19 protein-coding genes are annotated in these 24,732 nt (G+C 52.6%); 13 read left to right on the top strand and 6 right to left on the bottom strand.

Annotated features, from left to right (window positions below):
* Positions 1-368 precede the first annotated feature (368 nt).
* The gene (fucA, locus tag OGX99_RS13390) at positions 369-1,016 is read left to right on the top strand and encodes an L-fuculose-phosphate aldolase (RefSeq protein WP_151218264.1); all 648 of its coding nucleotides are present in this window, start codon (positions 369-371) and stop codon (positions 1,014-1,016) included.
* A gap of 12 nt (positions 1,017-1,028) precedes the next feature.
* Positions 1,029-2,177 (top strand): lactaldehyde reductase, encoded by a 1,149-nt coding sequence (gene fucO, locus OGX99_RS13385; RefSeq protein WP_151224279.1) that lies wholly within the window; start codon positions 1,029-1,031, stop codon positions 2,175-2,177.
* A gap of 74 nt (positions 2,178-2,251) precedes the next feature.
* Here fucO and xni read toward each other — a convergent pair whose 3' ends face one another.
* The 5 genes from xni to queF all read right to left on the bottom strand — a co-directional run bounded on the left by xni (position 2,252) and on the right by queF (position 8,717).
* The gene (gene xni / locus OGX99_RS13380; protein WP_187253131.1) at positions 2,252-3,007 is read right to left on the bottom strand and encodes a flap endonuclease Xni; all 756 of its coding nucleotides are present in this window, start codon (positions 3,005-3,007) and stop codon (positions 2,252-2,254) included.
* A 110-nt stretch (positions 3,008-3,117) separates the two neighbouring features.
* The gene (locus OGX99_RS13375) at positions 3,118-4,485 is read right to left on the bottom strand and encodes an L-serine ammonia-lyase (protein WP_151218261.1); all 1,368 of its coding nucleotides are present in this window, start codon (positions 4,483-4,485) and stop codon (positions 3,118-3,120) included.
* 53 nt (positions 4,486-4,538) lie between these two features.
* Positions 4,539-5,828: an HAAAP family serine/threonine permease gene (locus OGX99_RS13370; RefSeq protein WP_151218260.1), complete on the bottom strand. Its 1,290-nt coding sequence runs from the start codon at positions 5,826-5,828 to the stop codon at positions 4,539-4,541.
* 562 nt (positions 5,829-6,390) lie between these two features.
* Positions 6,391-7,755: a nucleotide 5'-monophosphate nucleosidase PpnN gene (gene ppnN, locus OGX99_RS13365; RefSeq protein ID WP_151224277.1), complete on the bottom strand. Its 1,365-nt coding sequence runs from the start codon at positions 7,753-7,755 to the stop codon at positions 6,391-6,393.
* Between the two features lie 113 nt (positions 7,756-7,868).
* Positions 7,869-8,717, bottom strand: coding sequence for an NADPH-dependent 7-cyano-7-deazaguanine reductase QueF (queF, locus tag OGX99_RS13360; protein WP_151218259.1), 849 nt, complete (start codon positions 8,715-8,717; stop codon positions 7,869-7,871).
* Between the two features lie 68 nt (positions 8,718-8,785).
* Between queF and syd the strand changes: the two genes are divergently transcribed.
* The 8 genes from syd to OGX99_RS13320 all read left to right on the top strand — a co-directional run bounded on the left by syd (position 8,786) and on the right by OGX99_RS13320 (position 17,156).
* Positions 8,786-9,331 carry a SecY-interacting protein gene (gene syd, locus OGX99_RS13355; RefSeq protein ID WP_286543837.1) on the top strand — a complete coding sequence of 182 codons (546 nt, stop codon included), beginning with the start codon at positions 8,786-8,788 and terminating at the stop codon, positions 9,329-9,331.
* A 632-nt stretch (positions 9,332-9,963) separates the two neighbouring features.
* Positions 9,964-10,293, top strand: a complete 330-nt coding sequence (locus tag OGX99_RS13350) for a YqcC family protein (protein WP_151218257.1) — start codon at positions 9,964-9,966, stop codon at positions 10,291-10,293.
* The gene (gene truC / locus OGX99_RS13345; RefSeq protein ID WP_151218256.1) at positions 10,293-11,075 is read left to right on the top strand and encodes a tRNA pseudouridine(65) synthase TruC; all 783 of its coding nucleotides are present in this window, start codon (positions 10,293-10,295) and stop codon (positions 11,073-11,075) included. The genes OGX99_RS13350 and truC overlap by 1 nt, the downstream gene beginning before the upstream one ends.
* A gap of 19 nt (positions 11,076-11,094) precedes the next feature.
* Positions 11,095-11,544, top strand: coding sequence for a flavodoxin (locus tag OGX99_RS13340; RefSeq protein WP_003846536.1), 450 nt, complete (start codon positions 11,095-11,097; stop codon positions 11,542-11,544).
* A 342-nt stretch (positions 11,545-11,886) separates the two neighbouring features.
* Positions 11,887-13,239, top strand: a complete 1,353-nt coding sequence (gudP, locus tag OGX99_RS13335; RefSeq protein ID WP_003034105.1) for a galactarate/glucarate/glycerate transporter GudP — start codon at positions 11,887-11,889, stop codon at positions 13,237-13,239.
* A gap of 2 nt (positions 13,240-13,241) precedes the next feature.
* Positions 13,242-14,570, top strand: a complete 1,329-nt coding sequence (locus tag OGX99_RS13330; RefSeq protein ID WP_286543833.1) for an enolase C-terminal domain-like protein — start codon at positions 13,242-13,244, stop codon at positions 14,568-14,570.
* Between the two features lie 20 nt (positions 14,571-14,590).
* On the top strand, positions 14,591-15,931 hold the full coding sequence (gene gudD, locus OGX99_RS13325) for a glucarate dehydratase (RefSeq protein WP_151218254.1): 1,341 nt from the start codon (positions 14,591-14,593) through the stop codon (positions 15,929-15,931).
* A gap of 82 nt (positions 15,932-16,013) precedes the next feature.
* Positions 16,014-17,156: a glycerate kinase gene (locus OGX99_RS13320; protein WP_151224275.1), complete on the top strand. Its 1,143-nt coding sequence runs from the start codon at positions 16,014-16,016 to the stop codon at positions 17,154-17,156.
* A 43-nt stretch (positions 17,157-17,199) separates the two neighbouring features.
* Here the strand turns inward: OGX99_RS13320 and barA are convergent, their stop codons facing one another.
* Entirely contained in the window at positions 17,200-19,956 is a 2,757-nt protein-coding gene (barA, locus tag OGX99_RS13315) for a two-component sensor histidine kinase BarA (RefSeq protein WP_278238607.1), read from the bottom strand.
* Positions 19,957-20,013: 57 nt separating this feature from the next.
* Between barA and rlmD the strand changes: the two genes are divergently transcribed.
* From rlmD to mazG, 3 genes are all read left to right on the top strand, one after another.
* On the top strand, positions 20,014-21,312 hold the full coding sequence (gene rlmD, locus OGX99_RS13310) for a 23S rRNA (uracil(1939)-C(5))-methyltransferase RlmD (protein ID WP_286543827.1): 1,299 nt from the start codon (positions 20,014-20,016) through the stop codon (positions 21,310-21,312).
* Positions 21,313-21,412: 100 nt separating this feature from the next.
* On the top strand, positions 21,413-23,647 hold the full coding sequence (relA, locus tag OGX99_RS13305; protein WP_151218250.1) for a GTP diphosphokinase: 2,235 nt from the start codon (positions 21,413-21,415) through the stop codon (positions 23,645-23,647).
* Between the two features lie 73 nt (positions 23,648-23,720).
* Positions 23,721-24,512, top strand: a complete 792-nt coding sequence (gene mazG / locus OGX99_RS13300) for a nucleoside triphosphate pyrophosphohydrolase (protein WP_151218249.1) — start codon at positions 23,721-23,723, stop codon at positions 24,510-24,512.
* Positions 24,513-24,732 lie beyond the last annotated feature (220 nt).

Genomic DNA, 24,732 nt, shown 5'->3' with positions numbered 1-24,732 from the left:
TTTATGTGATTATCATCACTTTAATTTCTGTAAAATAATGACCGTTTGAGAAATAAGTTATTAAAACCCACAGAGTAAATGCCCGAATTAATTAGTTGGGAAGAAAACGGGCAGCTTTAACAAATTATTCGCAAATGACCGTTTTATAATGCTTTCATTAAGAACGGACATTTTTACAATATGATATTTATCCTGCTTTTTTTTATTTTGTGTTATTAGTTGATGAAGGTCACAAAATCCAGTGCTAAAAATTCCCTTCTCTTTATTCAGCATGATGATAGTTAGCAAATAGCCGCCTAATTCAACAGAGCGCCGAGGTATTAGCAATGTTCTGTTGTCGCATTTTGACTCACTGAGAGAGGTAAGTAATGGAACGAAATACGCTGGCACGGCAGATTATCGATACCTGCCTGGAAATGACCCGTCTGGGGTTGAATCAGGGGACTGCGGGTAACGTAAGCGTGCGCTTTCAGGACGGGATGTTAATTACCCCGACGGGCATTCCATATGAAAAACTCACTGAATCCCACATTGTCTATATCAATGCTGAGGGACAGCACGAAGAAGGGAAGTTACCTTCCAGCGAGTGGCGGTTCCATATGGCAGCCTATCAAACACGTCCGGATGCTCAGGCGGTGGTTCATAACCACGCCGTACATTGCACGGCTGTTTCTATTCTCAATCGTCCAATCCCGGCAATCCATTACATGATTGCGGCGGCGGGGGGAAACTCTATTCCGTGTGCGCCTTATGCGACGTTTGGCACACGAGAGCTGTCAGAGCACGTTGCGGTAGCGTTGAAAAACCGTAAAGCGACGCTGTTGCAACATCATGGTCTGATCGCTTGTGAAGAAAATCTGGAAAAAGCTCTGTGGTTAGCCCATGAAGTGGAAGTGCTGGCGCAGCTTTATCTCAGTACGCTGGCGATCACCGATCCGGTTCCAGTGCTGGACGACGAGGCTATTGCTATTGTGCTGGAAAAATTCAAAACATATGGATTGCGTATTGAAGAATAGGAGATAAATACGATGGCGAACAGAATGATTCTGAACGAAACGGCATGGTTTGGCCGGGGAGCTGTTGGCGCATTAACCGATGAAGTTATCCGTCGCGGTTATCGCAAAGCGTTGATTGTGACAGATAAAAATCTGCTGCAGTGCGGCGTTGTCGATAAGGTGACTTCCCGAATGGATGCTGCAGGTCTGGCATGGGAAATCTATGCTGGCGTTATTCCTAATCCAACCATTGCAGTGGTGCAGGAAGGATTGGGGGTTTTTCAGCGAAGTGGCGCAGACTATCTGATTGCCATCGGCGGAGGCTCCCCGCAGGATACCTGTAAGGCGATTGGCATTATCAATAATAACCCTGAGTTTGCCGATGTACGCAGCCTTGAAGGGTTATCACCGACGCGTAGCCCGAGTGTGCCGGTTATGGCTATCCCAACCACCGCGGGAACGGCAGCAGAAGTGACCATTAACTATGTGATCACTGACGAAGAAAATCGGCGTAAGTTTGTTTGTGTTGATCCACATGACATCCCACAGGTGGCGTTCATCGATGCTGACATGATGGACGGCATGCCTGCTGCGTTAAAAGCCGCGACCGGCGTGGATGCACTGACGCATGCTATTGAAGGATACATCACGCGGGCGGCGTGGGCGTTGACCGATGCGCTGCACATCAAAGCCATTGAAATTATTGCCGGGGCATTACGCGGTTCGGTTGCAGGTGAGAGCCAGGCAGGTGAAGCAATGGCGCTGGGCCAGTACGTAGCCGGGATGGGCTTTTCAAACGTCGGTCTGGGGCTAGTGCATGGCATGGCACATCCGTTAGGTGCGTTTTATAACACGCCGCATGGCGTAGCGAATGCTATTTTGCTGCCGCACGTGATGCACTACAACGCCGAATTCACCGGAGATAAATTCCGCGATATCGCCCGGGTGATGGGGGTTAAGGTTGAAGGATTAACGTTGACAGAAGCGCGGAAAGCAGCAGTGGATGCCGTCTTTGCGCTTAACCGCGATGTAGGGATCCCCCTGCACTTACGCGACGTTGGTGTACGTAAAGAGGATATACCTGCGCTGGCGCAAGCGGCATTAGACGATGTTTGTACCGGTGGAAACCCGCGTGAAGCGAGTCTTGGTGATATCGTCGAGCTGTACCATACTGCCTGGTAATCACCTGGCGTTTATCTGGCCTACAGGGGGACGATAAGTAGGCCGGATAAGCGCAGCGCCATCCGGCAATAAGACTACCGCGCTAGCCGTAGCTGTTGTAGGTTTCCATCGATATGTAAGTCCGTTTGCAGCCGTGCGATATCACGACACAGAAACGCCATCTCGTGGTGTATCTCCAGTTTCTTGCGCCACTTCTCCGGTACCTCATCAAGATGCGCGTAAATCCCTTCCAGATGCTGAAACTGAACGAGTAGCTGGGTCGCACTTTTCGGACCAATGCCCGCGACACCGGGCACTTTTGAGCTGCTTATTCCTGCCAGTCCCCAGTAGTCCGGCAATTGTTGCGGAAGCACTCCGAACTCTTTCTCAATGAATGGGGCATCCAGCCAGCGCTTCTGGAAGTAGTCGCGAATGCGCAGCGTAGGGGAGAGCAACTGGCAATAGCCTTTATCAGTGGAGACAATCGTGGCCTGGTGCCCGGCTTGAGTCACCTTTACCGCCAGTGTGGCGGCTAAATCATCGGCCTCATTACCGCTCGACACCCAGCAGCAGACGCCACGCTGTTCAAAAGCGGCCCGTAAGGCGGGCATTTCCTGGTGCAATTCATCAGGCATCGGCGGGCGGCCGGCTTTATAGTCAGGCAATCGTTGATGACGCCAGCCGCTGTTGCGCGCTTCGTCATCAAATACCGCCACGGCGTGGGTAGGCTGACTGTGCACAATCAGCTGATCGAGCGCGTGCTGACACGTCTCCACGCAGGGTGAACCCTGTACGGCGTGAATGCGGCGGATAAGATTCAGTGCATCGACAATGAGCAGGTGGACGGCCACAGTGTTCTCCCTAACAAATCAGTCTGTAGGGTAACATTCACGGCGGGTGGAGGCGAATAGTTGGCAGCAAAACAGGAAGAGGCCTCGCAAAAGAGACCTCTTCAGGGGACTTAATCGCAGGTGACAATCTTCATTGCCAGACCGCCGCGAGAGGTTTCGCGGTATTTGGCGTTCATGTCTTTACCGGTTTCGTACATGGTCTCGATAACTTTGTCGAGGCACACGCGCGGCTCACTGGTACGGCGCAGCGCCATACGTGCGGCGTTAACCGCTTTCACGGACGCAATCGCGTTACGCTCAATGCACGGTACCTGTACCTGGCCGGCAACCGGATCGCAGGTCAGACCCAGGTTGTGTTCCATACCGATTTCCGCCGCGATGCACACCTGCATTGGGCTACCGCCAAGCAGTTCAGCCAGACCGGCCGCTGCCATGGAGCAGGCCACGCCGACTTCACCCTGACAGCCAACTTCGGCGCCAGAGATAGAGGCGTTCATCTTGTACAGTGAACCAATGGCGCTCGCGACCAGCATGTAGCGTGCCAGCGAGTTAGCGTTCACTTCGCGGATAAACTTGTCGTAGTAAGCCAGCACGGCAGGAACAATCCCGCATGCACCGTTAGTTGGCGCAGTGACTACGCGTCCACCGGCTGCGTTTTCTTCATTTACGGCCAGTGCGAACATGTTGATCCAGTCAACAACCGCCATCGGATCAGTGGTGGTTTTATCGCTACTAACCAGCATACGACGCAGCGCCGCCGCACGACGAGGAACGCGCAGTTTGCCCGGCAATACGCCTTCGGTGGTGATGCCGCGCTCAATGCCGCTGCGCATGACTTCCCAAACGTTGGCAAAGTGTTGTTCCAGCTCTTCTTTGCTGTGCAGCGCCAGTTCGTTTTGCATCATCAGACCGGAAAGCGACAGGCCGGTTTCCTGGCAATGACGTTGTAAATCAGCTGCAGATTTATACGGATACGGCACGTTTACCGGAGAGTTATTCGGTAAACCAAAATGTTCTTCATCAACGATGAACCCACCGCCAATGGAATAGTATGTCTGGCTGTAAATGGCTTTTTCGCCTGCCAGTGCGGTAATACGCATCCCGTTTTCGTGTAGAGACAAATTGTCCGTATGGAAGTTCATGCACTTGTCGACCGGGAATTCGACCTCATGTTGGCCGTCCGCCAGTAGCAAACGTCCATGAGTATTCACATCCTGGATAAAGGCCGGGATGGCATCAATATCGACGGTATCCGGCAGATTACCCGCCAGGCCCATAATAATCGCGATGTCGGTATGGTGACCTTTCCCCGTCAGAGACAAGGAGCCATAGACATCAACCACTACGCGGGTTACGTCAGTGAGAATTCCGCGTGCAATCAGGTCATCCGTGAATTGTTTGCCTGCTTTCATCGGGCCAACAGTATGGGAGCTGGAAGGGCCAATGCCGATTTTGAAAATATCGAATACGCTAATCATGAGGCGTCCATTGTGTATCGAGGTGCGCCGCCCCAAGGAGCGGCGCAGGGGAATTAACTGAACAGAGAGTAGAAAATAGCGGAGATAGCGATCAGGCCCATAATGACAACGAAGACGTTGCTGATATGGCCGCTGTACTTACGCATTGCCGGTACTTTCTGAATGGCATACATCGGCATCAGGAACAGAATCATCGCGATGATTGGGCCACCCAGGGTCTCAATCATACCGAGGATGCTCGGGTTCAGCGTTGCCACAATCCAGGTGGTGACCAGCATGAACAGCGCAGTGATTTTGTTCAGTTTGTTGATTTCGATGGATTTGCCTTTACCACGCAGAGACTTAATCACCATACCGTTGAAACCTTCACGCGCGCCCAGGTAGTGGCCGAGGAAGGATTTGGTGATAGCGATAATCGCGATGATCGGTGCCATCCAGGCAATGATCGGTGCGTTAAAGTGGTTCGCCAGGTAAGACAGGATAGAGATGTTCTGCTCTTTCGCCGCAGCCAGATCCGCCGGGGTCAGGCTGAATACGCAGCTGAAGACGAAGAACATAACGGTCAGTACCATCATGATGTGAGCGAATGCCAGAATCTTGGAGCATTTCTTCTCAGCTTCATCACCGTATTCTTCACGTTTCGCCACGGCGAAAGAGGAGATGATCGGTGAGTGGTTGAAGGAGAACACCATTACCGGAATTGCCAGCCACAGGGTCAACAGCAGACCGTTGCCGGTGGTTGCTGCAGAGTCAAAGGACAGGGTTTCCAGAACCGCGCCGCTCCACTGAGGGATCAGGTACAGCGCCAGCAGCATCAGGGCTGCAACGAACGGGAATACCAGGATGCTCATCGCCTTCACGATCATCTGCTCGCCGAAACGCACGATGGTCATCATGCCGACAATCAGGATCAGAGACAGAATTGCGCGCGGTGGCGGCGTAATGGCCAACTGGTGGGTCAGGAAGCTTTCCACGGTATTGGTGATTGCTACGCTGTAAACCAACAGAATCGGGTAGATAGCGAAGAAATAGAGCAGAGTAATCAGTTTACCCGCGCCAACACCGAAGTGTTCTTCTACTACTTCAGTGATGTCTTCACCCGGATTTTTACCGGACAGCACAAAGCGAGTCAGGCCGCGGTGTGCAAAGAAGGTCATCGGGAAAGCAAGGATCGCCATGATGATCAGCGGAATCATACCGCCTACGCCTGCGTTGATCGGCAGGAACAATACACCCGCGCCAATCGCCGTGCCGTAAAGGCCCAGCATCCACATGGTGTCTGTCTTGCGCCATGCGCTGCGGGTCTGGCCCGTAACGATAGTGCTGGTTTGAGTGTTTTCCATCTATTTCTCCTGGAGGAAGCTTAAAAAGTCGGGTTTTGGGTCAATCCAATGAAAAAGAACCCGACTGTAAATCAAAATTCGTTGAGCGATTTTTTATGTAATTTTTCGCCGTAATAATTTGCGGGCGGAAAGATACATTTAAGTAATGAATCTATCAGTGATCGCGATCTCAAATGCAATAATCCACCTTTTATGTGGATAAATTTGGACCATTAAGCTGTTAAAAAATAGTCAAAGCGAATTTACTGGCGCGAAGGCTAACATTAACGACATATATCATGAAAGCGAAGGTGCGGGGATACGAGGGTTACGCTACAAAAGATGTTGTTTTTAGAGGAATTTAGCGATTGATAATAATTTCCTAAGATAAATCACGGTTGGATTTTGTAGGCAATCGTTTGCCTTGCTTGTCATTTTTAAAGAAAAATCACTGATATCTATATAATGTTCCGAGCTATGTGACTGGTATCACTAAAAAAAGCCGGGTGGCTGATGCGCCAGCCCCGGCTTCGGTATGGACAAAATTGTCACCGCAAAAGCGACTGCTCGCGGATGTAGGTGGTCAGGCGCTAATCTCGTAGCAAGGGATATACGCAGAGCCTGGTAACTTCATGCGATGCTGTGCGACAAAGCCCTGCAGGAGATCGTCCATGCGGCGCATCATTTCGCGGTCGCCGTGGATTTTATACGGGCCAAACTCTTCAATGGCGCGGATCCCAACTTCCTTCACGTTACCCGCCACAATCCCCGAGAATGCACGGCGCAGGTCGGCCGCCAGTACTTCAACGGGCTGATCCGGGTACAGCTTCAGGTTAGCCATGTTTTCATGGGACGGCTCGAACGGCATCTGCAAATCAGGTGCAATACGAATCGACCAGTTAAAGCTATAGGCATCACCGGTGTCGCGGCGGTTCTCTTTCACCAGCGGCATCGCTTTTTTCATCAGGCGCGCCACTTCCGCAGCGTCGTCAATGATAATGCGATAGTGGCGACGCGCGTCTTCTCCCAGCGTGTGCACAATAAATTCGTCCAGCACGCGGAAGTAGTCGGCGCTCTCTTTTGGTCCGGTCAGGATCAGCGGCAACACCTGATCTTTGTTCGCCGGGTTCATCAGGATCCCCAGCAGATACAACAGCTCTTCTGCTGTCCCTACGCCGCCCGGGAAGATGATAATACCGTGGGCGATGCGTACGAATGCTTCCAGACGTTTTTCAATGTCCGGCATGATGATCAGTTCGTTAACCAGCGGGTTAGGTGGCTCAGCGGCAATGATTGACGGTTCGGTCATGCCAATAAAGCGGCTGTCTTTGTATCGCTGCTGGGCGTGACCGACCGCAGCGCCTTTCATTGGCGCTTCCATCGCCCCCGGACCGCAGCCGGTGCAGATGTTCAGTTCGCGCAGGCCTAACTGGGTGCCGACGCGACGAGCGTACAGGTACTCATTTTCGTTGATTGAGTGACCGCCCCAGCAGACGACCATATTAGGCGCTTCACCAACGTGTAGCGCGCGGGCATTACGCAGGATCGAGAATACCAGGTTGGTAATATGCACCGAGCTTTCGAGATCCAGATGCTGAAAACGGCCGGCGTTATGGATTTGGCCATTGACGAACAGAATGTCGCGCAGCACGGCGAACAGGTTGGCCTGCAGCGCGCGAATAATGCGTCCATCAACAAACGCATCTTCAGGCGGGTTGATCAGTTCCAGCTTCACGCCCCGTTCGCGGCGCAGCACGTTTATGTCGAAACTTTCAAAGCGTGACAGCAGCTCTTTGCTGTTGTCGGTCAAACTGCCGGAGTTCAGAACGGCAAGCGAACAGTTACGAAACAGTTGATACAGGTCGCTGCTGGCCGTGCGTTTAAGCAATTCGACTTCCAGCTGCGACAACATGTCCATTGAGCCAAGTGGGCTAATATGTGTAATCAAGTAAACTCCTTACGGGACGAGAGACATCATCCTCTATTGATTACAATAGCCCTGGCTTATGACCTTTCACAACCTTGCGCGCGGAATTCGACACGCAAAATTGAGAAAAAAGATTACTGACGTACCAGACGACCGGTTGCCGGAGTGAAATCGGTGTTAGTGCGCCATGGGTTAATGTCCAGGCCGCCACGTCGCGTGTAGCGCGCGTAGACGCTCAGTTTCTCCGGCTGGCAGAAGCGCAGAATGTCATTGAAAATGCGTTCCACGCACTGTTCATGAAACTCATTATGGTGGCGGAAGGAGACCAGGTAACGCAGCAGCTTCTCTCTGTCGATTTTACGTCCGCGATACTGAATTTGTATGGAGCCCCAGTCTGGCTGGTGGGTGATTAAACAGTTGGACTTCAGCAGATGGCTGACCAGCGTCTCTTCCACCGCTTTTTCACCGCTTACGGCATTTTCCAGATACTCAGTGCTGAACTGGTAGTTATCGATGACGATATCCTGATTGTCGATACAGGTGCCGTTAAAGTGGGCTATCGGCTGCCCTTCCATTTCGTCAAGGCGGAACAGCGCCACGCTGACATGGCCCTGAGCACAGGCGCGCAGGTCGTTTTCCAGCGTCTGGCGTACCGCTTCCCAGGAGTCAAAACGGGTCTGGTTAAAACTGTTCAGGTAAAGCTTAAAGCTTTTCGATTCAATCAGGTTGACGCTGGTGTAATCCAGTTCTACATGACCGACCGCGACCTGTGGTAAACCGTTGGCATTCAACCATGACAACTCATACAGCGTCCAGATATCGGCACCGTGAAAAGGCAGATTGTCAGCTTTTAAATCCAACGGATCGCGATTCAGGCTGCGTGGCACGCCCTGAAGCAGGCTGGCATCGTAATTATCCCGGTAATCTGTTGATTTACCGAGAGTCAGGCCGTCAAGCGCCTGATGATTTTCATAAGAGGACATGTTTCACCGTCATAAACCAGATACACTATGCGACAAGTGTATCCTGGCTTTTGTGAAGAGAGAAATCAGTGGACGAATTGACAGCGCAGGCGTTAACAGCCTTTACGACGCGTTATTGCGACGCGTGGCATGAGAAAAATGACAGCTGGCCGCTCAGCGAAGAGCTGTATGGCGTACCCTCTCCGTGTATCATTTCTTCCACAGGCGATGCGGTTTTCTGGCAACCACAGCCTTTTGTTGGCGAAGAAAACGTCAGTGCGGTTGAACGCGCTTTTGATATTGTGATACAACCTGCCATTCACGCTTTTTATACCACTCAGTTTGCCGGGGACATGCACGCACAATTTGCGGATGAGAAACTTACTCTTCTGCAAACCTGGTCTGAAGATGACTTCAGACGCGTACAGGAAAACCTGATTGGCCACTTGGTTACGCAAAAACGCCTTAAGCTCTCTCCTACGCTTTTTATTGCCACACAGGACAATGAGCTTGACGTCATTTCGGTGTGCAATCTGTCCGGTGAAGTGTGCAAAGAAACGCTGGGAACCCGTAAACGGACGGTACTTACGGCCTCACTTGCGGAATTCCTCACTCAACTTAAGCCAGTTCTGTAATCCAGTTTACTCTGAACCTTGTGAGAGATCTCTTACAAACCCTGTAGGACATTGTCAGATAATGAGTGAAGACTTAACGAATGGGTAAAAATTTAATTCCTTATTATTCATGTTGTTAATGTTTTATTTTCCGCTTTCATACGAAAATAATCTTAAGGGTATGTCTATAAGCGTCTTGTAAGATAAGGCGAAACAGGCGATTCTATACCTGTCGACAAGGAGTCGTACAACGAAGAGAACATCAGGATGATGGCTTTTCGGCAGGACACACCAGGATGGTGTTGCAAGGACAGGCTTCAGGACGAAGCAAAGAGGAAAACGCTGGATGCGTTAAAGGACACCTCCAGGATGGAGAATGAGAGCCGGTCAGGATGTTCGGCGGGTCAGGATGGCCAGGACACTTCAGGATGAAGTTTTCATATCGGGGTGATGTGAGCAGGATGCAAAAGTTCAGGATGAACGCGGTCGCAAGACCACAGGAAAAGTTGTCACGGATGAGCAGGGAGCACTAAAAGTAGCTGGAATGCTGCGAAACGAACCGGGAGCACTGTTTTTACAGTGCTCCCTTTTTTTATTTCCCTTCACTAGTGCTATTCTTCGCGCCAGATTTTTTCATCATTGAGGTTAATTTCATGACGACTCATGACCGTGTGCGCCAGCAGTTACACACGCTTGAAGCGCTACTGCGTGAACATCATCACTGGCGGATGGATGAGCCCGCAGAGCATCTGTTTACCAGCACGCAGCCTTTTTGTATGGATACCATGGAGCCGGTTGAGTGGCTGCAATGGGTATTGATTCCGCGCATGCATATGCTGCTCGATAACGCGCAGCCGCTTCCGCAGGCTTTTGCCGTCGCACCGTATTACGAAATGGCGTTGGCTGCCGATCACCCGCAACGCGAAATTCTCCTGGCGGCATTGCAGGAGCTGGATGCGCTGTTTACCAGTGATAACGCCTGATGCTGGAGATTCTCTATCAGGACGAATGGCTGGTTGCAGTCAATAAACCATCTGGCTGGTTGGTTCACCGCAGTTGGCTCGACCGGGATGAAAAAGTGGTGGTGATGCAAACGGTGCGCGACCAGATTGGTCAGCACGTTTTTACCGCCCATCGACTCGACAGACCAACCTCCGGCGTACTTCTGATGGGGCTATCCAGCGAAGCCGGACGGTTGCTGTCCCAGCAGTTTGAAGAGCATAAAATTCACAAGCGCTATCATGCGATTGTGCGTGGCTGGTTGATGGATGAGGCCGTGCTGGATTACCCGTTGGTAGAAGAGCTGGATAAGATCGCCGATAAGTTTGCCCGTGATGATAAAGGCCCACAGCCTGCCGTCACCCATTATCGCGGCCTGGCAACGGTAGAAATGCCGGTGGCGACCGGACGTTATCCGACCACCCGTTATGGACTGGTGGAGCTGGATCCTAAAACCGGTCGAAAACACCAACTCAGACGCCATCTGGCGCACTTGCGCCATCCGATTATTGGCGACAGCAAGCACGGTGATTTACGGCAAAACCGCAGCGCCGCGGAGCATTTCGGTTGTCAGCGATTAATGCTGCATGCCAGCCAGCTTGCGCTGACCCATCCTTTCACCGGCGAACCGCTGGTTATTCGCGCCGGGCTGGATGACGTCTGGATGCAGGCATTGTCACAATTTGGCTGGCGTGGACTTCTCCCTGAGAATGAAAGGGTTGAGTTCGTCGAGCGGTCAGGTCAGGATGAGCAGATAGATTCTTAAGTCGCAGGAGATTACGGTTATGGCGGAAATTGGAATTTTTGTCGGCACGATGTACGGAAACGCACTGCTGGTTGCTGAAGAGGCCGAGGCAATTTTGACGGCACAGGGTCATAAAGCCACGGTGTTTGAAGATCCGGAGCTCAGCGACTGGCAGGTATATCAGGATAAATATGTGCTGGTGGTGACCTCAACGACCGGGCAGGGCGATCTGCCCGATAGCATCGTGCCGCTGTTTCAGGGGATCAAAGATAATCTCGGTTTCCAGCCTAATCTGCATTACGGGGTCATTGCGCTGGGCGACAGCAGCTACGTTAATTTCTGCAATGGTGGCAAACAGTTTGATGCGCTGTTACAGGAGCAAAGCGCACAGCGCGTGGGGGAAATGTTGCTGATTGACGCCAGCGAACATCCTGAACCAGAAAGCGAATCCAACCCCTGGGTAGAAAACTGGGGAACCTTGCTCAAATAATCTCTCGCCCGTACGGGCATACAACCCCCATTTGAACCGTAGGCCGGGCCAGGCGAAGCCGCCACCCGGCAATAAAACCCCAATTACGTGAACTAACTTCCACTGCTTTGGGCTTATGCCCCAAACAAATTCTTACTGCCTCTCTAATGTTGTGTTCATGCACGGTGAGGGTAAGAGCCACTCCTTCATATACTTTTCCCGTCAGTTCCCGGAAAGGCAGCGAGTCAGAATAAAACGGCCCTGAGCTGTACCAAAACTGCCACACACTAACCTCTCATTCTGATCACCCTACAGGTGCTGTACAGAATGAACTGGCGACAGCCAAGATTCAGGAGTGCAACAATGAGTTCATTAAGTCAGGCGGCGAGCAGCGCGGAAAAACGCACTAACGCTCGCTACTGGATAGTGGTGATGTTGTTTATCGTCACATCCTTTAACTACGGCGATCGCGCCACTTTATCTATTGCCGGTTCGGAGATGGCCAAAGACATTGGCCTGGATGCCGTCGGGATGGGGTACGTCTTCTCCGCATTCTCATGGGCCTATGTTATCGGTCAGATCCCTGGCGGCTGGTTGCTCGACCGCTTCGGTTCAAAACGTGTTTATTTCTGGTCCATCTTTATCTGGTCCATGTTTACCCTGCTACAGGGCTTCGTCGATATCTTTAGCGGCTTCGGCATTATCGTTGCGCTGTTTACGTTGCGATTCCTTGTCGGTTTAGCTGAAGCACCTTCCTTCCCTGGCAATAGTCGAATAGTTGCGGCATGGTTCCCGGCACAGGAGAGGGGCACGGCAGTCGCAATCTTTAACTCTGCGCAGTACTTTGCCACCGTTATTTTTGCGCCAATCATGGGGTGGCTGACCCACGAAGTGGGCTGGTCGCATGTGTTCTTCTTTATGGGCGGCCTCGGGATTGTTATCAGCTTTATCTGGCTGAAGGTGATTCATGAACCAAACCAGCACCCGGGCGTAAACCAAAAAGAGCTGGAGTACATTGCTGAAGGCGGGGCGCTGATCAACATGGATCAGGCGGCCGCCAAAGCTAAAGTGCCGTTCAGCGTGAAGTGGGGGCAAATCAAACAGCTGCTGGGCTCACGGATGATGATCGGTATTTACATCGGGCAATACTGCATTAACGCGCTGACCTACTTCTTTATCACTTGGTTCCCGGTTTATCTGGTGCAGGCTCGCGGTATGTCGATTTTGAAAGCCGGTTTTGTCGCTTCGGTTCCGGCCATTTGCGGATTTGCAGGCGGCGTGCTCGGGGGCATTATTTCCGACTGGCTGATGCGTCGTACCGGTTCGCTGAATATCGCCCGTAAAACGCCAATCGTACTCGGCATGCTGCTGTCGATGGTGATGGTGTTCTGTAACTACGTCAACGTGGAGTGGATGATCATCGGCTTTATGGCGCTGGCCTTCTTCGGCAAAGGTATCGGTGCCCTGGGCTGGGCCGTGATGGCCGATACCGCGCCTAAAGAGATCAGCGGTCTGAGCGGCGGTTTGTTCAACATGTTTGGCAACATCTCCGGCATCGTCACGCCAATTGCTATCGGCTACATCGTAGGGACCACCGGCTCGTTTAATGGCGCGTTGATTTACGTCGGGGTGCATGCGCTGATTGCGGTGGTGAGCTATCTGGTGCTGGTGGGTGATATTAAACGTATCGAACTGAAACCTGTCGCAGGACAATGATGATGACAACACAATCAAGCCCCGTTATTACCGATATGAAGGTCATCCCGGTGGCCGGTCATGACAGCATGCTGCTAAATATTGGCGGTGCGCACAATGCATATTTCACCCGCAATATTGTGGTTCTTACCGATAACGCCGGCAATACCGGCGTCGGTGAAGCGCCGGGCGGCGAAGTGATTTATCAGACGCTGGTTGACGCTATTCCGATGGTTTTGGGTCAGGAAGTCGCGCGCCTGAATAAGGTGGTTCAGCAGGTGCACAAAGGTAATCAGGCCGCTGATTTTGACACCTTTGGCAAAGGCGCCTGGACGTTTGAGCTACGGGTAAACGCGGTGGCAGCGCTGCTCGACCTGTTGGGTAAGGCGCTCAACGTACCGGTCTGTGAACTTTTAGGGCCGGGCAAGCAGCGCGATGCGGTCACCGTGCTCGGCTATCTGTTCTACGTGGGCGATCGCACAAAGACCGATTTACCGTATCTGGAAAGCACGCCGGGAAACCATGAGTGGTATCACCTGCGTCACCAGCACGCAATGAATAGCGAAGCCGTGGTACGTCTGGCCCAGGCTTCTCAGGATCGCTACGGTTTTAAAGACTTCAAACTCAAAGGCGGTGTACTGCCTGGCGAGCAGGAAATCGACACCGCTCGTGCGCTGAAAAAATGCTTCCCGGATGCGCGTATTACGGTTGATCCCAACGGTGCCTGGTTGCTGGATGAGGCCATCTCCCTGTGTAAAGGCCTGAACGATGTGCTGACCTACGCCGAAGATCCGTGCGGCGCTGAACAGGGCTTTTCCGGGCGCGAAGTGATGGCCGAGTTCCGCCGTGCAACTGGTTTACCGGTAGCAACGAACATGATAGCCACCAACTGGCGTGAGATGGGCCATGCGGTGATGCTGAACTCAGTCGATATTCCGCTGGCCGATCCGCACTTCTGGACCCTTTCCGGCGCGGTACGCGTGGCACAGTTATGCGATGACTGGGGACTGACCTGGGGCTGCCACTCTAACAATCATTTTGATATTTCGCTGGCGATGTTCACCCACGTTGGCGCCGCTGCGCCGGGCACCCCGACGGCTATCGATACCCACTGGATCTGGCAGGAGGGCGATTGCCGTCTGACCAAAAATCCGCTGGAGATTAAGAACGGGAAAATTGCTGTTCCTGACGCGCCTGGACTGGGCGTAGAGCTGGACTGGGATCAGGTTAACAAGGCTCATGAAGCCTACAAGAGACTGCCCGGTGGTGCGCGTAATGACGCGGGTCCAATGCAGTATCTGATACCCGGATGGACTTTTGACCGTAAACGTCCCGTTTTCGGCCGCCACTAATTTTGAATAAGGACTTAATGATGAGTGCACAATTTACTACCCCAGTCGTGACCGCGATGCAGGTGATCCCGGTTGCGGGTCATGACAGTATGCTGATGAACCTGAGCGGCGCACATGCTCCATTCTTCACGCGTAATATTGTGATTATCAAAGATAACTCCGGCCACACCGGCGTGGGTGAAATTCCCGGCGGAGAAAAAATCCGCAAAACGCTGGAAGATGCGATCCCGCTGGTGGTAGGCAAAACGTTAGGTGAATACAAAAACGTGCTGAATGCGGTACGCAATACTTTTGCCGATCGTGATGCGGGCGGTCGCGGTTTGCAGACCTTTGATTTACGTACCACTATTCATGTGGTTACCGGGATCGAAGCGGCCATGTTGGATCTGCTGGGTCAGCATTTGGGTGTTAACGTCGCCTCTCTGCTGGGTGACGGACAACAGCGTAGCGAAGTTGAAATGCTGGGTTATCTGTTCTTTGTCGGCAACCGTAAAGCGACGCCGCTGCCGTACCAGAGTCAGCCGGATGAGAAGTGCGACTGGTATCGCCTGCGTCATGAAGAGGCGATGACTCCGGATGCGGTAGTGCGCCTGGCGGAAGCTGCGTATGAGAAGTATGGTTTCAACGACTTTAAACTGAAAGGCGGCGTGCTGGCCGGGGAAGAGGAAGCGGAATCTATCGTTGCGCTGGCGAAGCGTTTCCCGCAGGCCCGCGTGACGCTGGATCCAAACGGCGCGTGGTCGCTAAATGAAGCGATTAAAATTGGTAAGTACCTGAAAGGATCGCTGGCGTATGCGGAAGATCCTTGTGGCGCCGAGCAGGGCTTCTCCGGTCGTGAAGTCATGGCGGAATTCCGTCGTGCCACTGGCCTGCCGACCGCCACCAATATGATCGCCACCGACTGGCGTCAGATGGGGCATACCCTGTCATTGCAGTCAGTGGACATCCCGCTGGCGGACCCGCATTTCTGGACGATGCAGGGTTCTGTCCGCGTGGCGCAGATGTGCCATGAATTCGGGTTAACCTGGGGCTCGCACTCTAACAACCACTTTGATATTTCACTGGCGATGTTTACGCATGTTGCGGCGGCGGCTCCGGGCAAAATTACCGCGATCGATACCCACTGGATCTGGCAGGAAGGTAACCAACGCCTGACCAAAGAGCCGTTTGAGATTAAAGGCGGCATGGTGCAGGTACCGGCAAAACCGGGTCTGGGTGTGGAGCTGGATATGGATCAGGTGATGAAAGCCCACGAGCTGTATCAGCAACATGGGCTGGGGGCGCGTGATGATGCGATGGGCATGCAGTATCTGATCCCTAACTGGACGTTTGATAATAAGCGTCCGTGCATGGTACGCTAAGTGAGATGGGACCGCTCCCAATTGGTGGGCGGTTTTTCTCCTGGTGTATGCTTAACACAGTCAACATGCGTAAGGATGCTTTATGAAAATAGTAATCGCACCGGATTCCTATAAGGAAAGTTTGAGTGCGCTTGAAGTGGCAACGGCTATTGAGATGGGATTTCGTGAGATCTGGCCTGACGCGGATTACGTGAAGCTCCCGGTCGCCGACGGCGGTGAGGGAACGGTCGAAGCGATGGTTGCCGCAACACAAGGTCACCTTGTGCATGTTGATGTTACCGGCCCTTTGGGCAACACGATTCGGGCATTTTACGGTTTATCTGGTGATGAGCGTTCGGCGTTTATCGAAATGGCTGCCGCCAGTGGGCTGGAGCAAGTTCCCGTGGGGTTACGCGATCCGCTGAAAACCACTTCCTGGGGAACCGGGGAGTTAATCCGTCATGCGCTGGACGCTGGCGTTGAGCATATCATTATCGGGATTGGCGGCAGCGCCACCAATGATGGCGGCGCGGGGATGGTACAAGCGCTGGGAGCAAAATTGCTGAATGCGCAAGATAACGATATTGGCCATGGCGGTGCTGGCCTCGAATCGCTCTCGCGGATTGATATATCTCAGTTAGACCAGCGCCTTGCCGCGTGTCGTATTGAAGTGGCTTGCGATGTCACCAACCCGTTGACCGGTGAAGAGGGCGCTTCTGCGGTTTTTGGCCCGCAAAAGGGGGCGACGCCGGAGATGATTACCCGCCTCGATCGGGCGCTTTCGCACTATGCGCAGCTGATCGCTCGCGATCTGGACGTCAACGTGCTGGATCTGGCCGGCGGTGGTGCTGCTGGTGGTATGGGGGCGGCGCTGTATGCCTTCTGTGGCGCACAGCTACGCTGCGGTATTGAGATAGTGACGGATGCGTTACATCTTGACGCCTGCGTTGCGGATGCGGACTTAGTGGTTACTGGTGAAGGACGCATCGACAGTCAGACCATTCACGGTAAGGTTCCGGTTGGCGTGGCAAAAGTTGCAAAGCGTTACAACAAACCGGTGATTGGTATTGCTGGTAGCCTGACGGCCGATGTCGGTGTTGTGCATGAGCATGGGCTGGATGCAGTTTTCAGCGTTATCTATACCATTTGTACGCTGGATGAGGCGTTGAAGAACGCGAGTGAGAATGTCCGAATGACAGCGCGAAACGTGGCTGCGACGCTCAAAGCAGGGCAGCAATTACGTTGAATTTTCAGGCCGGATGCGGTGCTCATTCCGCATCCGGCGATTTTTACCCTAATAAGCGCTTTGCTTCACGGGCAACGTTATCCATTTCATCCAGAAGCTCTAAAAACTCAGGTTCCAGCTCTTCTTCTTTGGTCCCGCTACGTAATTGCTGCTCAATAAGCTGACACAGGTTTTTCATGCGGGGAACGCCGCTATAACCGCAGCTACCGTGCAGCTTATGGATCATATCCACCAGCCCTTCAGGGTTTTCACCGACCAGCTGTTCTTCAATTTTATTACGTACCTCGGGCAGAAAATCGAGCAGCATTTGCAGCATATCCCGCGCCAGATCGTTTTTACCTGCGGCTTGTCTTAATGCCAACTGCCAGTCGAGCGTGGTATTCGGATTGACGATCGGCTCAACGGGGTCAACGGCGAGCGCCCTAAGCGCTGCGCTTGCGCCGGGTTTATAGCGTAACAGCAGATTATGTAGCTTATCTTCCTCGATAGGCTTCGCCAGGTAATCGTTCATCCCGGCGCTGAGCAACTTCTCTTTCTGCCCGGCCATAGCATGCGCGGTGACCGCAATGACCGGCGTCTGTTGTTGATGAGGAAGCTGGTGGATCAGCTCGCAGGCGCGAATACCGTCCATGTCTGGCATCTGAATATCCATCAGGATCAGATCAAACTGCATCTGTTTGGCGCGATCCACTGCCTGGTGCCCGCTGTCGCAGAGCACAACTTGCTGCACTTTATCCTCCAGCAGTGCGCCAATAAGCTTGAGGTTCGCCGGGTTGTCGTCCACTGCCATGACGGTCATCGCGATTTTGCTCTCGTCTGACAACAGCGGATCTATGCTGTGGTTCAGTTGACAATACTCTGTCAATGCAGGCAGTAAACGGGTTGAGGTGAGCGGTTTCAACAGGCACGCCGCCGCGCCGCCCTGTTTCAATTTCTCGGCGTTAATTTGCGCATGGCAAGGCAAGGCCAGTAACAAAAAGTCGGTCATCGCCGCTGCGCTTGCCAGGCGCTCATGCTGCATGGTGAGCGGTTCGCGTAACGTGACCGGTACGCCAAGCAACAGAATATCGTAGTGATCCTTCGGCAGCCCAGAGAATGAAGGGCTGTAAATCACCTCCAGCGGCGTTTCACTCAAGATATCTAATGTGCATTGTGCTGCAGTGGCGTTAGGTTCGACGTAAGCCAGTCGCTTACCGGCCAGACAAAGCGTGGTTGAGCGATCAATGAGAACGTTAGGGTTGAGATCGAGGCTGATATGGAACCAGAACGTGGATCCCCGGTTCGGCTGACTGTGGAAGGAGATATCTCCGCCCATTTCATTGACCAGTTTTTGCGTAATGACCAGGCCCAGTCCGGTACCGCCGTGGCGGCGGGAAATACTGGCATCCGCCTGGCGGAAGGCCTGGAACAGGCGTGACTGATCGCGCTCGGGGATACCAATTCCGGTATCGCGGATTTGCACTTCAATTTGTACTTTTGTATTACTGAGCGCGCGTTTCTCGACCAATATATCGATATTACCGCCTTCGGTAAATTTGATGGCATTGCCGACCAGATTAGTGATCACCTGCTGTAAGCGCAGCGGATCGCCGATGACGTTGTCCGGTACGTCATTCTTAATATTCAGCGTCAGCTCAAGCCCTTTATCGTGGGATGAGTGCGCTAACAGCGTGACGACGTCATCGAGTGTGCTGCGCAGCGGGAATGGGATACTTTCCAGAATCAGCTTGCCCGCCTCAAGTTTGGAGAAGTCGAGCACATCATTGATGATGGCCAGCAGATTGTTGGCCGAGCGTTCAATCGTATTCAGGTGATCGCGCTGCGTGGTGTTGAGCTCGGTTTTTAGTGTCAGACGGGTGAAACCAATCACGCCATTGAGCGGGGTTCGCAGCTCGTGCGACATGTTAGCCAGAAACTCAGACTTAATACGCGCCGCTTCCTGGGCGCGCTTTTTAGCCAGATCCAGTTCGACGTTCTGGATTTCCATCTGTTCCAACGTTTCGCGCAGATCAGAGGTGGCCTGATCGATGTTGTGCTGCATCTCTTCATGGTAGGCCGCAAGTGACATCGCCATCGAGTTAATGCCATTTTTGAGCATATCCAGCTCGCCCAGCATGAAACCCTCCACGCGGCTATCGAGCTGTCCTCGTCGTATTCGGTCAACGGTATTCACCATATTGCGAATCGGGCCGGTCACGTCGCGCATCAGGCGCCAGCCAAAAATTAACGCAATCCCGATACAAAACAGCATCATTACGCTGGAGATAAAAATCTCTTTATACTGCTGCAATCTTACTGACTTAAGGTCTAACTCCAGCGCCACGTACCCCAACATATTTTTGTCATTTTTCGCGTCGCTTAAGGCAGATTCATCCGGCGAATACCTTTCCGAGATAATCGGGGTGCGCAGGATCATGATATCTCCGAGTCGCGTGACGCTCAGCTTACGGGGAAACGGTGACCCGGTAGCCAGCTGCATTTCAGACGGATCGAGATGAAAATTGGATGTGACAAACAGTCGGTTATTTTCGTCATAGACAGAAATTGCCCGCACGATATCGGAATGGCGACGATGCAGTACGCTGATCAGTTGGCCGATGGATTCCCTGTTTTGCAGGTTCATGCCATATTCGCTGGAGACCGCGAGTGGCTCAATGATGCTGGCGCCAGCATCTTCCAGTTGACGCTGCAAGTCGTTATAGCGATGCACAACAAAAAAGATACTGAGCAGCAAACCAATCAGGACGGTCGGGGCCAGGATCAGAATCATCATGCGTGCGCGCAGGCTGTAGTTGGTCATGGAGTTCCGTTATGGGACAATTAGGGTCACACTGTTAAAAAGAGACATATCTCGTCGATGGCGCAATTCTACTCTGCAAAACGACGCGTGACGACGCGTCAGATCATAACCGTTACCGTCAATGACCTCGATCCTTTTGGTCAGGGTGTTGCTCGCCATAACGGAAAGGCGTTGTTCATACCGGAATTGCTACCTCAGGAAAGCGCCGAGGTGGTGATTACCGAAGATAAAAAACAGTTCGCCCGCGCGCAAGTAAAACGACGTTTGAACAACAGCCCTGAGCGTGAAGTGCCACGTTGCCCGCATTTTGGCGTGTGTGGTGGCTGCCAGCAACAGCATGCCAGCATCTCGTTACAGCAGCGTAGTAAAAGCGCGGCGTTGTCGCGTTTAATGAAATGTGAAGTGTCGGATGTTATAGCTGATACGCCGTGGGGCTATCGTCGCCGTGCACGTTTGAGCCTGAGCTATCGGCCAAAAGAGCAAAAATTGCAGATGGGTTTTCGCAAATCCGGCTCTAACGACATTATCGATGTCAAACAATGCCCTGTTTTGGTGCCCCAGCTTGAGGCGCTATTGCCCCACATCAGGGCGTGCCTGGAAAGTCTACAAGGGTTACGCCATCTTGGGCATGTCGAACTGGTGCAGGCAGGGAGCGGAACCCTGATGATTTTGCGCCACACGGCGCCATTAAGTGCTGTGGATAAAGAAAAACTGGAATGCTTTTCGCATTCTCAGGGGCTGTCTTTGTTTCTGGCCCCGCAAAGCGAGATACTGGAATCAATATCAGAAGAATCGCCCTGGTATGATTCAAATGGACTACGGTTAACCTTCAGCCCGCGTGATTTTATTCAGGTCAATGAAGGGGTAAACCAGCAAATGGTGGCCCGAGCGTTGGAATGGCTCGATGTTCAACCAGGAGAGCGTGTGCTCGATCTGTTCTGCGGAATGGGCAATTTTACTCTGCCGCTGGCGACCCGAGCTGCAAGCGTGGTCGGCGTGGAAGGGGTACCGGCGCTGGTGGAAAAAGGCCGGGAAAATGCGCTGAATAACGGATTACACAATGTGACATTCTTTCATGAAAACCTTGAGGAAGATGTTACCCGGCAGCCTTGGGCTAAAAACGGATTCGACAAAGTTTTGCTCGATCCTGCGCGTGCGGGTGCTGCTGGTGTGATGCAACATATTATAAAATTAGAACCTATACGCGTTGTTTATGTATCCTGTAACCCGGCAACGCTGGCTCGTGACAGCGATGCTTTGCTCAATGCGGGATATGCCATCCGGCGGCTGGCGATGCTCGATATGTTCCCGCACACAGGACACCTGGAATCAATGGTCCTGTTTGAGTGTTTGTAATGAACTTAATACCCATTGGATTTCGGGTTGTAATGCTGTGTGAAAAACAATGGGTTCGGCTTGTCGACTTCGACAGGCCATGCCCCTTAAGGAGAGGACGATGGTTGCGGTAAGAAGTGCACATTTAAATAAAGCTGGTGAGTTTGATCCAAAGAAATGGATCGCGAGTCTGGGGATCTCCAGCCAGCAGTCGTGTGAACGCTTAGCCGAAACCTGGGCGTACTGCCTGCAGCAAACACAGGGGCATCCGGATGCAGAGCTGCTGCTGTGGCGTGGCGTGGAGATGGTAGAAATCCTCTCTATGTTGAGCATGGATATCGACACGTTGCGCGCAGCAATGCTTTTCCCTCTGGCTGATGCCAACGTCGTCAGTGAAGACATCCTGCGCGAGAGCGTGGGCAAATCCATTGTTCATCTTATCCACGGTGTGCGTGACATGGCGGCGATACGCCAGCTTAAAGCCACGCATACCGATTCAGTCTCTTCCGAGCAGGTCGATAACGTCCGCCGCATGCTGCTGGCTATGGTGGATGATTTCCGCTGTGTGGTCATCAAGCTGGCGGAGCGCATTGCACATCTGCGTGAAGTGAAAGACGCACCGGAAGATGAACGCGTTCTGGCAGCAAAAGAGTGCACCAATATCTATGCCCCGCTGGCTAACCGGTTGGGTATTGGGCAGTTAAAATGGGAGCTGGAAGATTACTGCTTCCGTTATCTGCACCCGGCTGAATACAAACGTATTGCCAAGCTGCTGCATGAACGTCGTATCGATCGCGAACACTACATTGATGAATTCGTCGGTCATTTGCGCTCAGAGATGAAAACGGAAGGCGTCAAAGCCGAAGTTTACGGACGTCCGAAGCACATCTACAGCATCTGGCGCAAAATGCAGAAAAAACAGTTAGCCTTTGATGAACTGTTCGATGTGCGCGCGGTGCGTATCGTGGCGGAGCGTTTACAGGATTGCTACGCCGCGCTCGGAATAGTACATACTCACTATCGCCATCTGCCGGATGAGTTCGATGACTACGTCGCGAACCCGAAACCCAACGGCTACCAGTCAATCCATACGGTTGTGCTGGGGCCGGGCGGGAAAACCATTGAAATTCAGATCCGCACCAAACAGATGCACGAAGATGCCGAACTGGGCGTTGCTGCGCACTGGAAATACAAAGAGGGCACAGCCTCAGGCGCGGCACGCTCCGGTCATGAAGATCGTATCGCATGGCTGCGTAAACTGATCGCCTGGCAGGAAGAGATGGCTGATTCCGGCGAAATGCTGGATGAAGTCCGTAGCCAGGTCTTTGATGACCGGGTTTACGTCTTTACGCCGAAAGGCGACGTTGTAGATCTGCCTGCAGGCTCCACGCCGCTCGATTTTGCTTATCACATCCACAGCGATGTGGGCCATCGTTGCATTGGCGCGAAAATTGGCGGGCGCATCGTACCGTTTACTTACCAACTGCAGATGGGCGATCAAATTGAAATTATCACCCAGAAACAGCCAAACCCAAGCCGCGACTGGTTGAATCCTAACCTCGGCTACGTGACCACCAGTCGTGGGCGTTCGAAGATCCACGCCTGGTTCCGTAAACAGGATCGCGATAAAAATATCCTGGCGGGTCGCCAGATCCTCGACGATGAGCTGGCGCATTTAGGTATTAGCCTGAAAGAAGCGGAAAAGCACCTGCTGCCGCGCTACAGCTTCAATGAACTGGATGAGCTTCTGGCGGCGATTGGTGGAGGCGACATCCGCCTTAACCAGATGGTGAACTTCCTGCAGGCGCAGTTTAATAAGCCAAGCGCTGCAGAGCAGGATGCCGCCGCGCTGAAACAGCTTCAGCAGAAAACGCAAGCGCCGCAGAGCCGCCGTAAAGACGATGGTCGCGTGGTGGTTGAAGGGGTGGGTAATCTGATGCACCACATCGCTCGCTGTTGCCAGCCGATTCCAGGTGATGAAATTGTCGGGTTTATCACTCAAGGACGTGGTATTTCGGTCCACCGGGCGGATTGCGAACAGCTGAATGAACTGCGCTCGCATGCGCCGGAACGTATTGTTGACGCGGTTTGGGGCGAAAGCTACTCGGCAGGATATTCGCTGGTGGTTCGCGTCCAGGCTAACGATCGCAGCGGCTTGTTGCGTGATATCACCACTATTCTTGCCAACGAGAAGGTGAACGTGCTGGGCGTTGCCAGCCGGAGTGATACCAAACAACAGCTTGCCACCATCGATATGACCATCGAAATCTACAACCTGCAGGTGCTCGGACGCGTGCTCGGCAAGCTTAACCAGGTGCCGGATGTGATCGACGCACGCCGTCTGCACGGTAATTAATACGAACGTAGGCCGGATGGCGGCATAAATGCCTTATCCGGCCAACAGTTACTCAAATCTCCAGGATTGTCACATGAACCAAATCGATCGGCTGCTCGGTATAATGCAGCGCCTGCGTGATCCGGAAAACGGCTGTCCGTGGGACAAAGAGCAGACATTCGCCACTATTGCCCCTTACACTCTCGAAGAAACCTATGAAGTGCTGGACGCGATTGCGCGTGAAGACTTCGATGACCTGCGTGGAGAACTGGGTGACCTGCTGTTTCAGGTGGTATTTTATGCCCAGATGGCGCAGGAAGAAGGGCGCTTCAACTTTGATGATATCTGTGCAGCGATAAGCGATAAGCTTGAACGTCGCCACCCACATGTTTTTGCTGATGTTTCTGCCAGTAACAGCACCGAGGTGCTAACCCGTTGGGAGCAAATCAAAACCGAAGAGCGCGCTGAGAAGGCACAGCATTCCGCACTCGACGATATTCCCCGTAGTTTACCGGCGTTAATGCGTGCACAAAAAATCCAGAAACGCTGCTCAAATGTTGGCTTCGACTGGAAAACATTAGGACCGGTTGTCGACAAGGTTTACGAAGAGATCGATGAAGTCATGTTTGAGGCGAGGCAGGCTGTTGTCGACCAGGCTAAACTGGAGGAGGAAATGGGCGATCTGCTGTTTGCCACGGTCAATATGGCGCGCCATTTAGGCACTAAAGCAGAGACCGCATTGCAAAAAGCGAACGAGAAATTTGAGCGACGTTTTCGTGAGGTTGAACGAATTGTGGCGGCTCGGGGTCTGGAAATGACTGGTGTTGATCTGGAAACTATGGAAGAAGTCTGGCAACAGGTAAAACGGCAGGAAATTGATCTCTAAGGGATTTCATCGGTCAAGGGCGATTTGTGTGATTTTTTAAATAACAAGCGCTTGATTTACGTCAAAAACATTTACCCCAAAGGGGCTATTTTCTCACTCCCGATGTTAATGTGAGCCTGGTGAAGAGGAGGAATAATGAAAGTTTGTGGCGCTCGTCATGTTCGGGTATACTACTTTCCCGTCTTGGTAATTCCATCGTTTCACCCTAACTTCTCAGGTC

The sequence above is a fragment of the Citrobacter sp. Cu096 genome (genome assembly GCF_030332285.1).
Taxonomy (GTDB): domain Bacteria; phylum Pseudomonadota; class Gammaproteobacteria; order Enterobacterales; family Enterobacteriaceae; genus Citrobacter; species Citrobacter meridianamericanus.
Note: the sequence above shows the minus strand (reverse complement) of the source record. Positions and strands in the feature narration are given on the sequence as shown.

Coding starts and splice junctions, on each gene's coding strand:
- fucA (WP_151218264.1), top strand. CDS start 369: ATGGAACGAAATACGCTGGCACGGCAGATTATCGATACCTGCCTGGAA.
- fucO (WP_151224279.1), top strand. CDS start 1,029: ATGGCGAACAGAATGATTCTGAACGAAACGGCATGGTTTGGCCGGGGA.
- OGX99_RS13375 (WP_151218261.1), bottom strand. CDS start 4,485: ATGATTAGCGTATTCGATATTTTCAAAATCGGCATTGGCCCTTCCAGC.
- OGX99_RS13370 (WP_151218260.1), bottom strand. CDS start 5,828: ATGGAAAACACTCAAACCAGCACTATCGTTACGGGCCAGACCCGCAGC.
- queF (WP_151218259.1), bottom strand. CDS start 8,717: ATGTCCTCTTATGAAAATCATCAGGCGCTTGACGGCCTGACTCTCGGT.
- OGX99_RS13350 (WP_151218257.1), top strand. CDS start 9,964: ATGACGACTCATGACCGTGTGCGCCAGCAGTTACACACGCTTGAAGCG.
- truC (WP_151218256.1), top strand. CDS start 10,293: ATGCTGGAGATTCTCTATCAGGACGAATGGCTGGTTGCAGTCAATAAA.
- OGX99_RS13340 (WP_003846536.1), top strand. CDS start 11,095: ATGGCGGAAATTGGAATTTTTGTCGGCACGATGTACGGAAACGCACTG.
- gudP (WP_003034105.1), top strand. CDS start 11,887: ATGAGTTCATTAAGTCAGGCGGCGAGCAGCGCGGAAAAACGCACTAAC.
- OGX99_RS13330 (WP_286543833.1), top strand. CDS start 13,242: ATGACAACACAATCAAGCCCCGTTATTACCGATATGAAGGTCATCCCG.
- gudD (WP_151218254.1), top strand. CDS start 14,591: ATGAGTGCACAATTTACTACCCCAGTCGTGACCGCGATGCAGGTGATC.
- OGX99_RS13320 (WP_151224275.1), top strand. CDS start 16,014: ATGAAAATAGTAATCGCACCGGATTCCTATAAGGAAAGTTTGAGTGCG.
- barA (WP_278238607.1), bottom strand. CDS start 19,956: ATGACCAACTACAGCCTGCGCGCACGCATGATGATTCTGATCCTGGCC.
- rlmD (WP_286543827.1), top strand. CDS start 20,014: ATGGCGCAATTCTACTCTGCAAAACGACGCGTGACGACGCGTCAGATC.
- relA (WP_151218250.1), top strand. CDS start 21,413: ATGGTTGCGGTAAGAAGTGCACATTTAAATAAAGCTGGTGAGTTTGAT.
- mazG (WP_151218249.1), top strand. CDS start 23,721: ATGAACCAAATCGATCGGCTGCTCGGTATAATGCAGCGCCTGCGTGAT.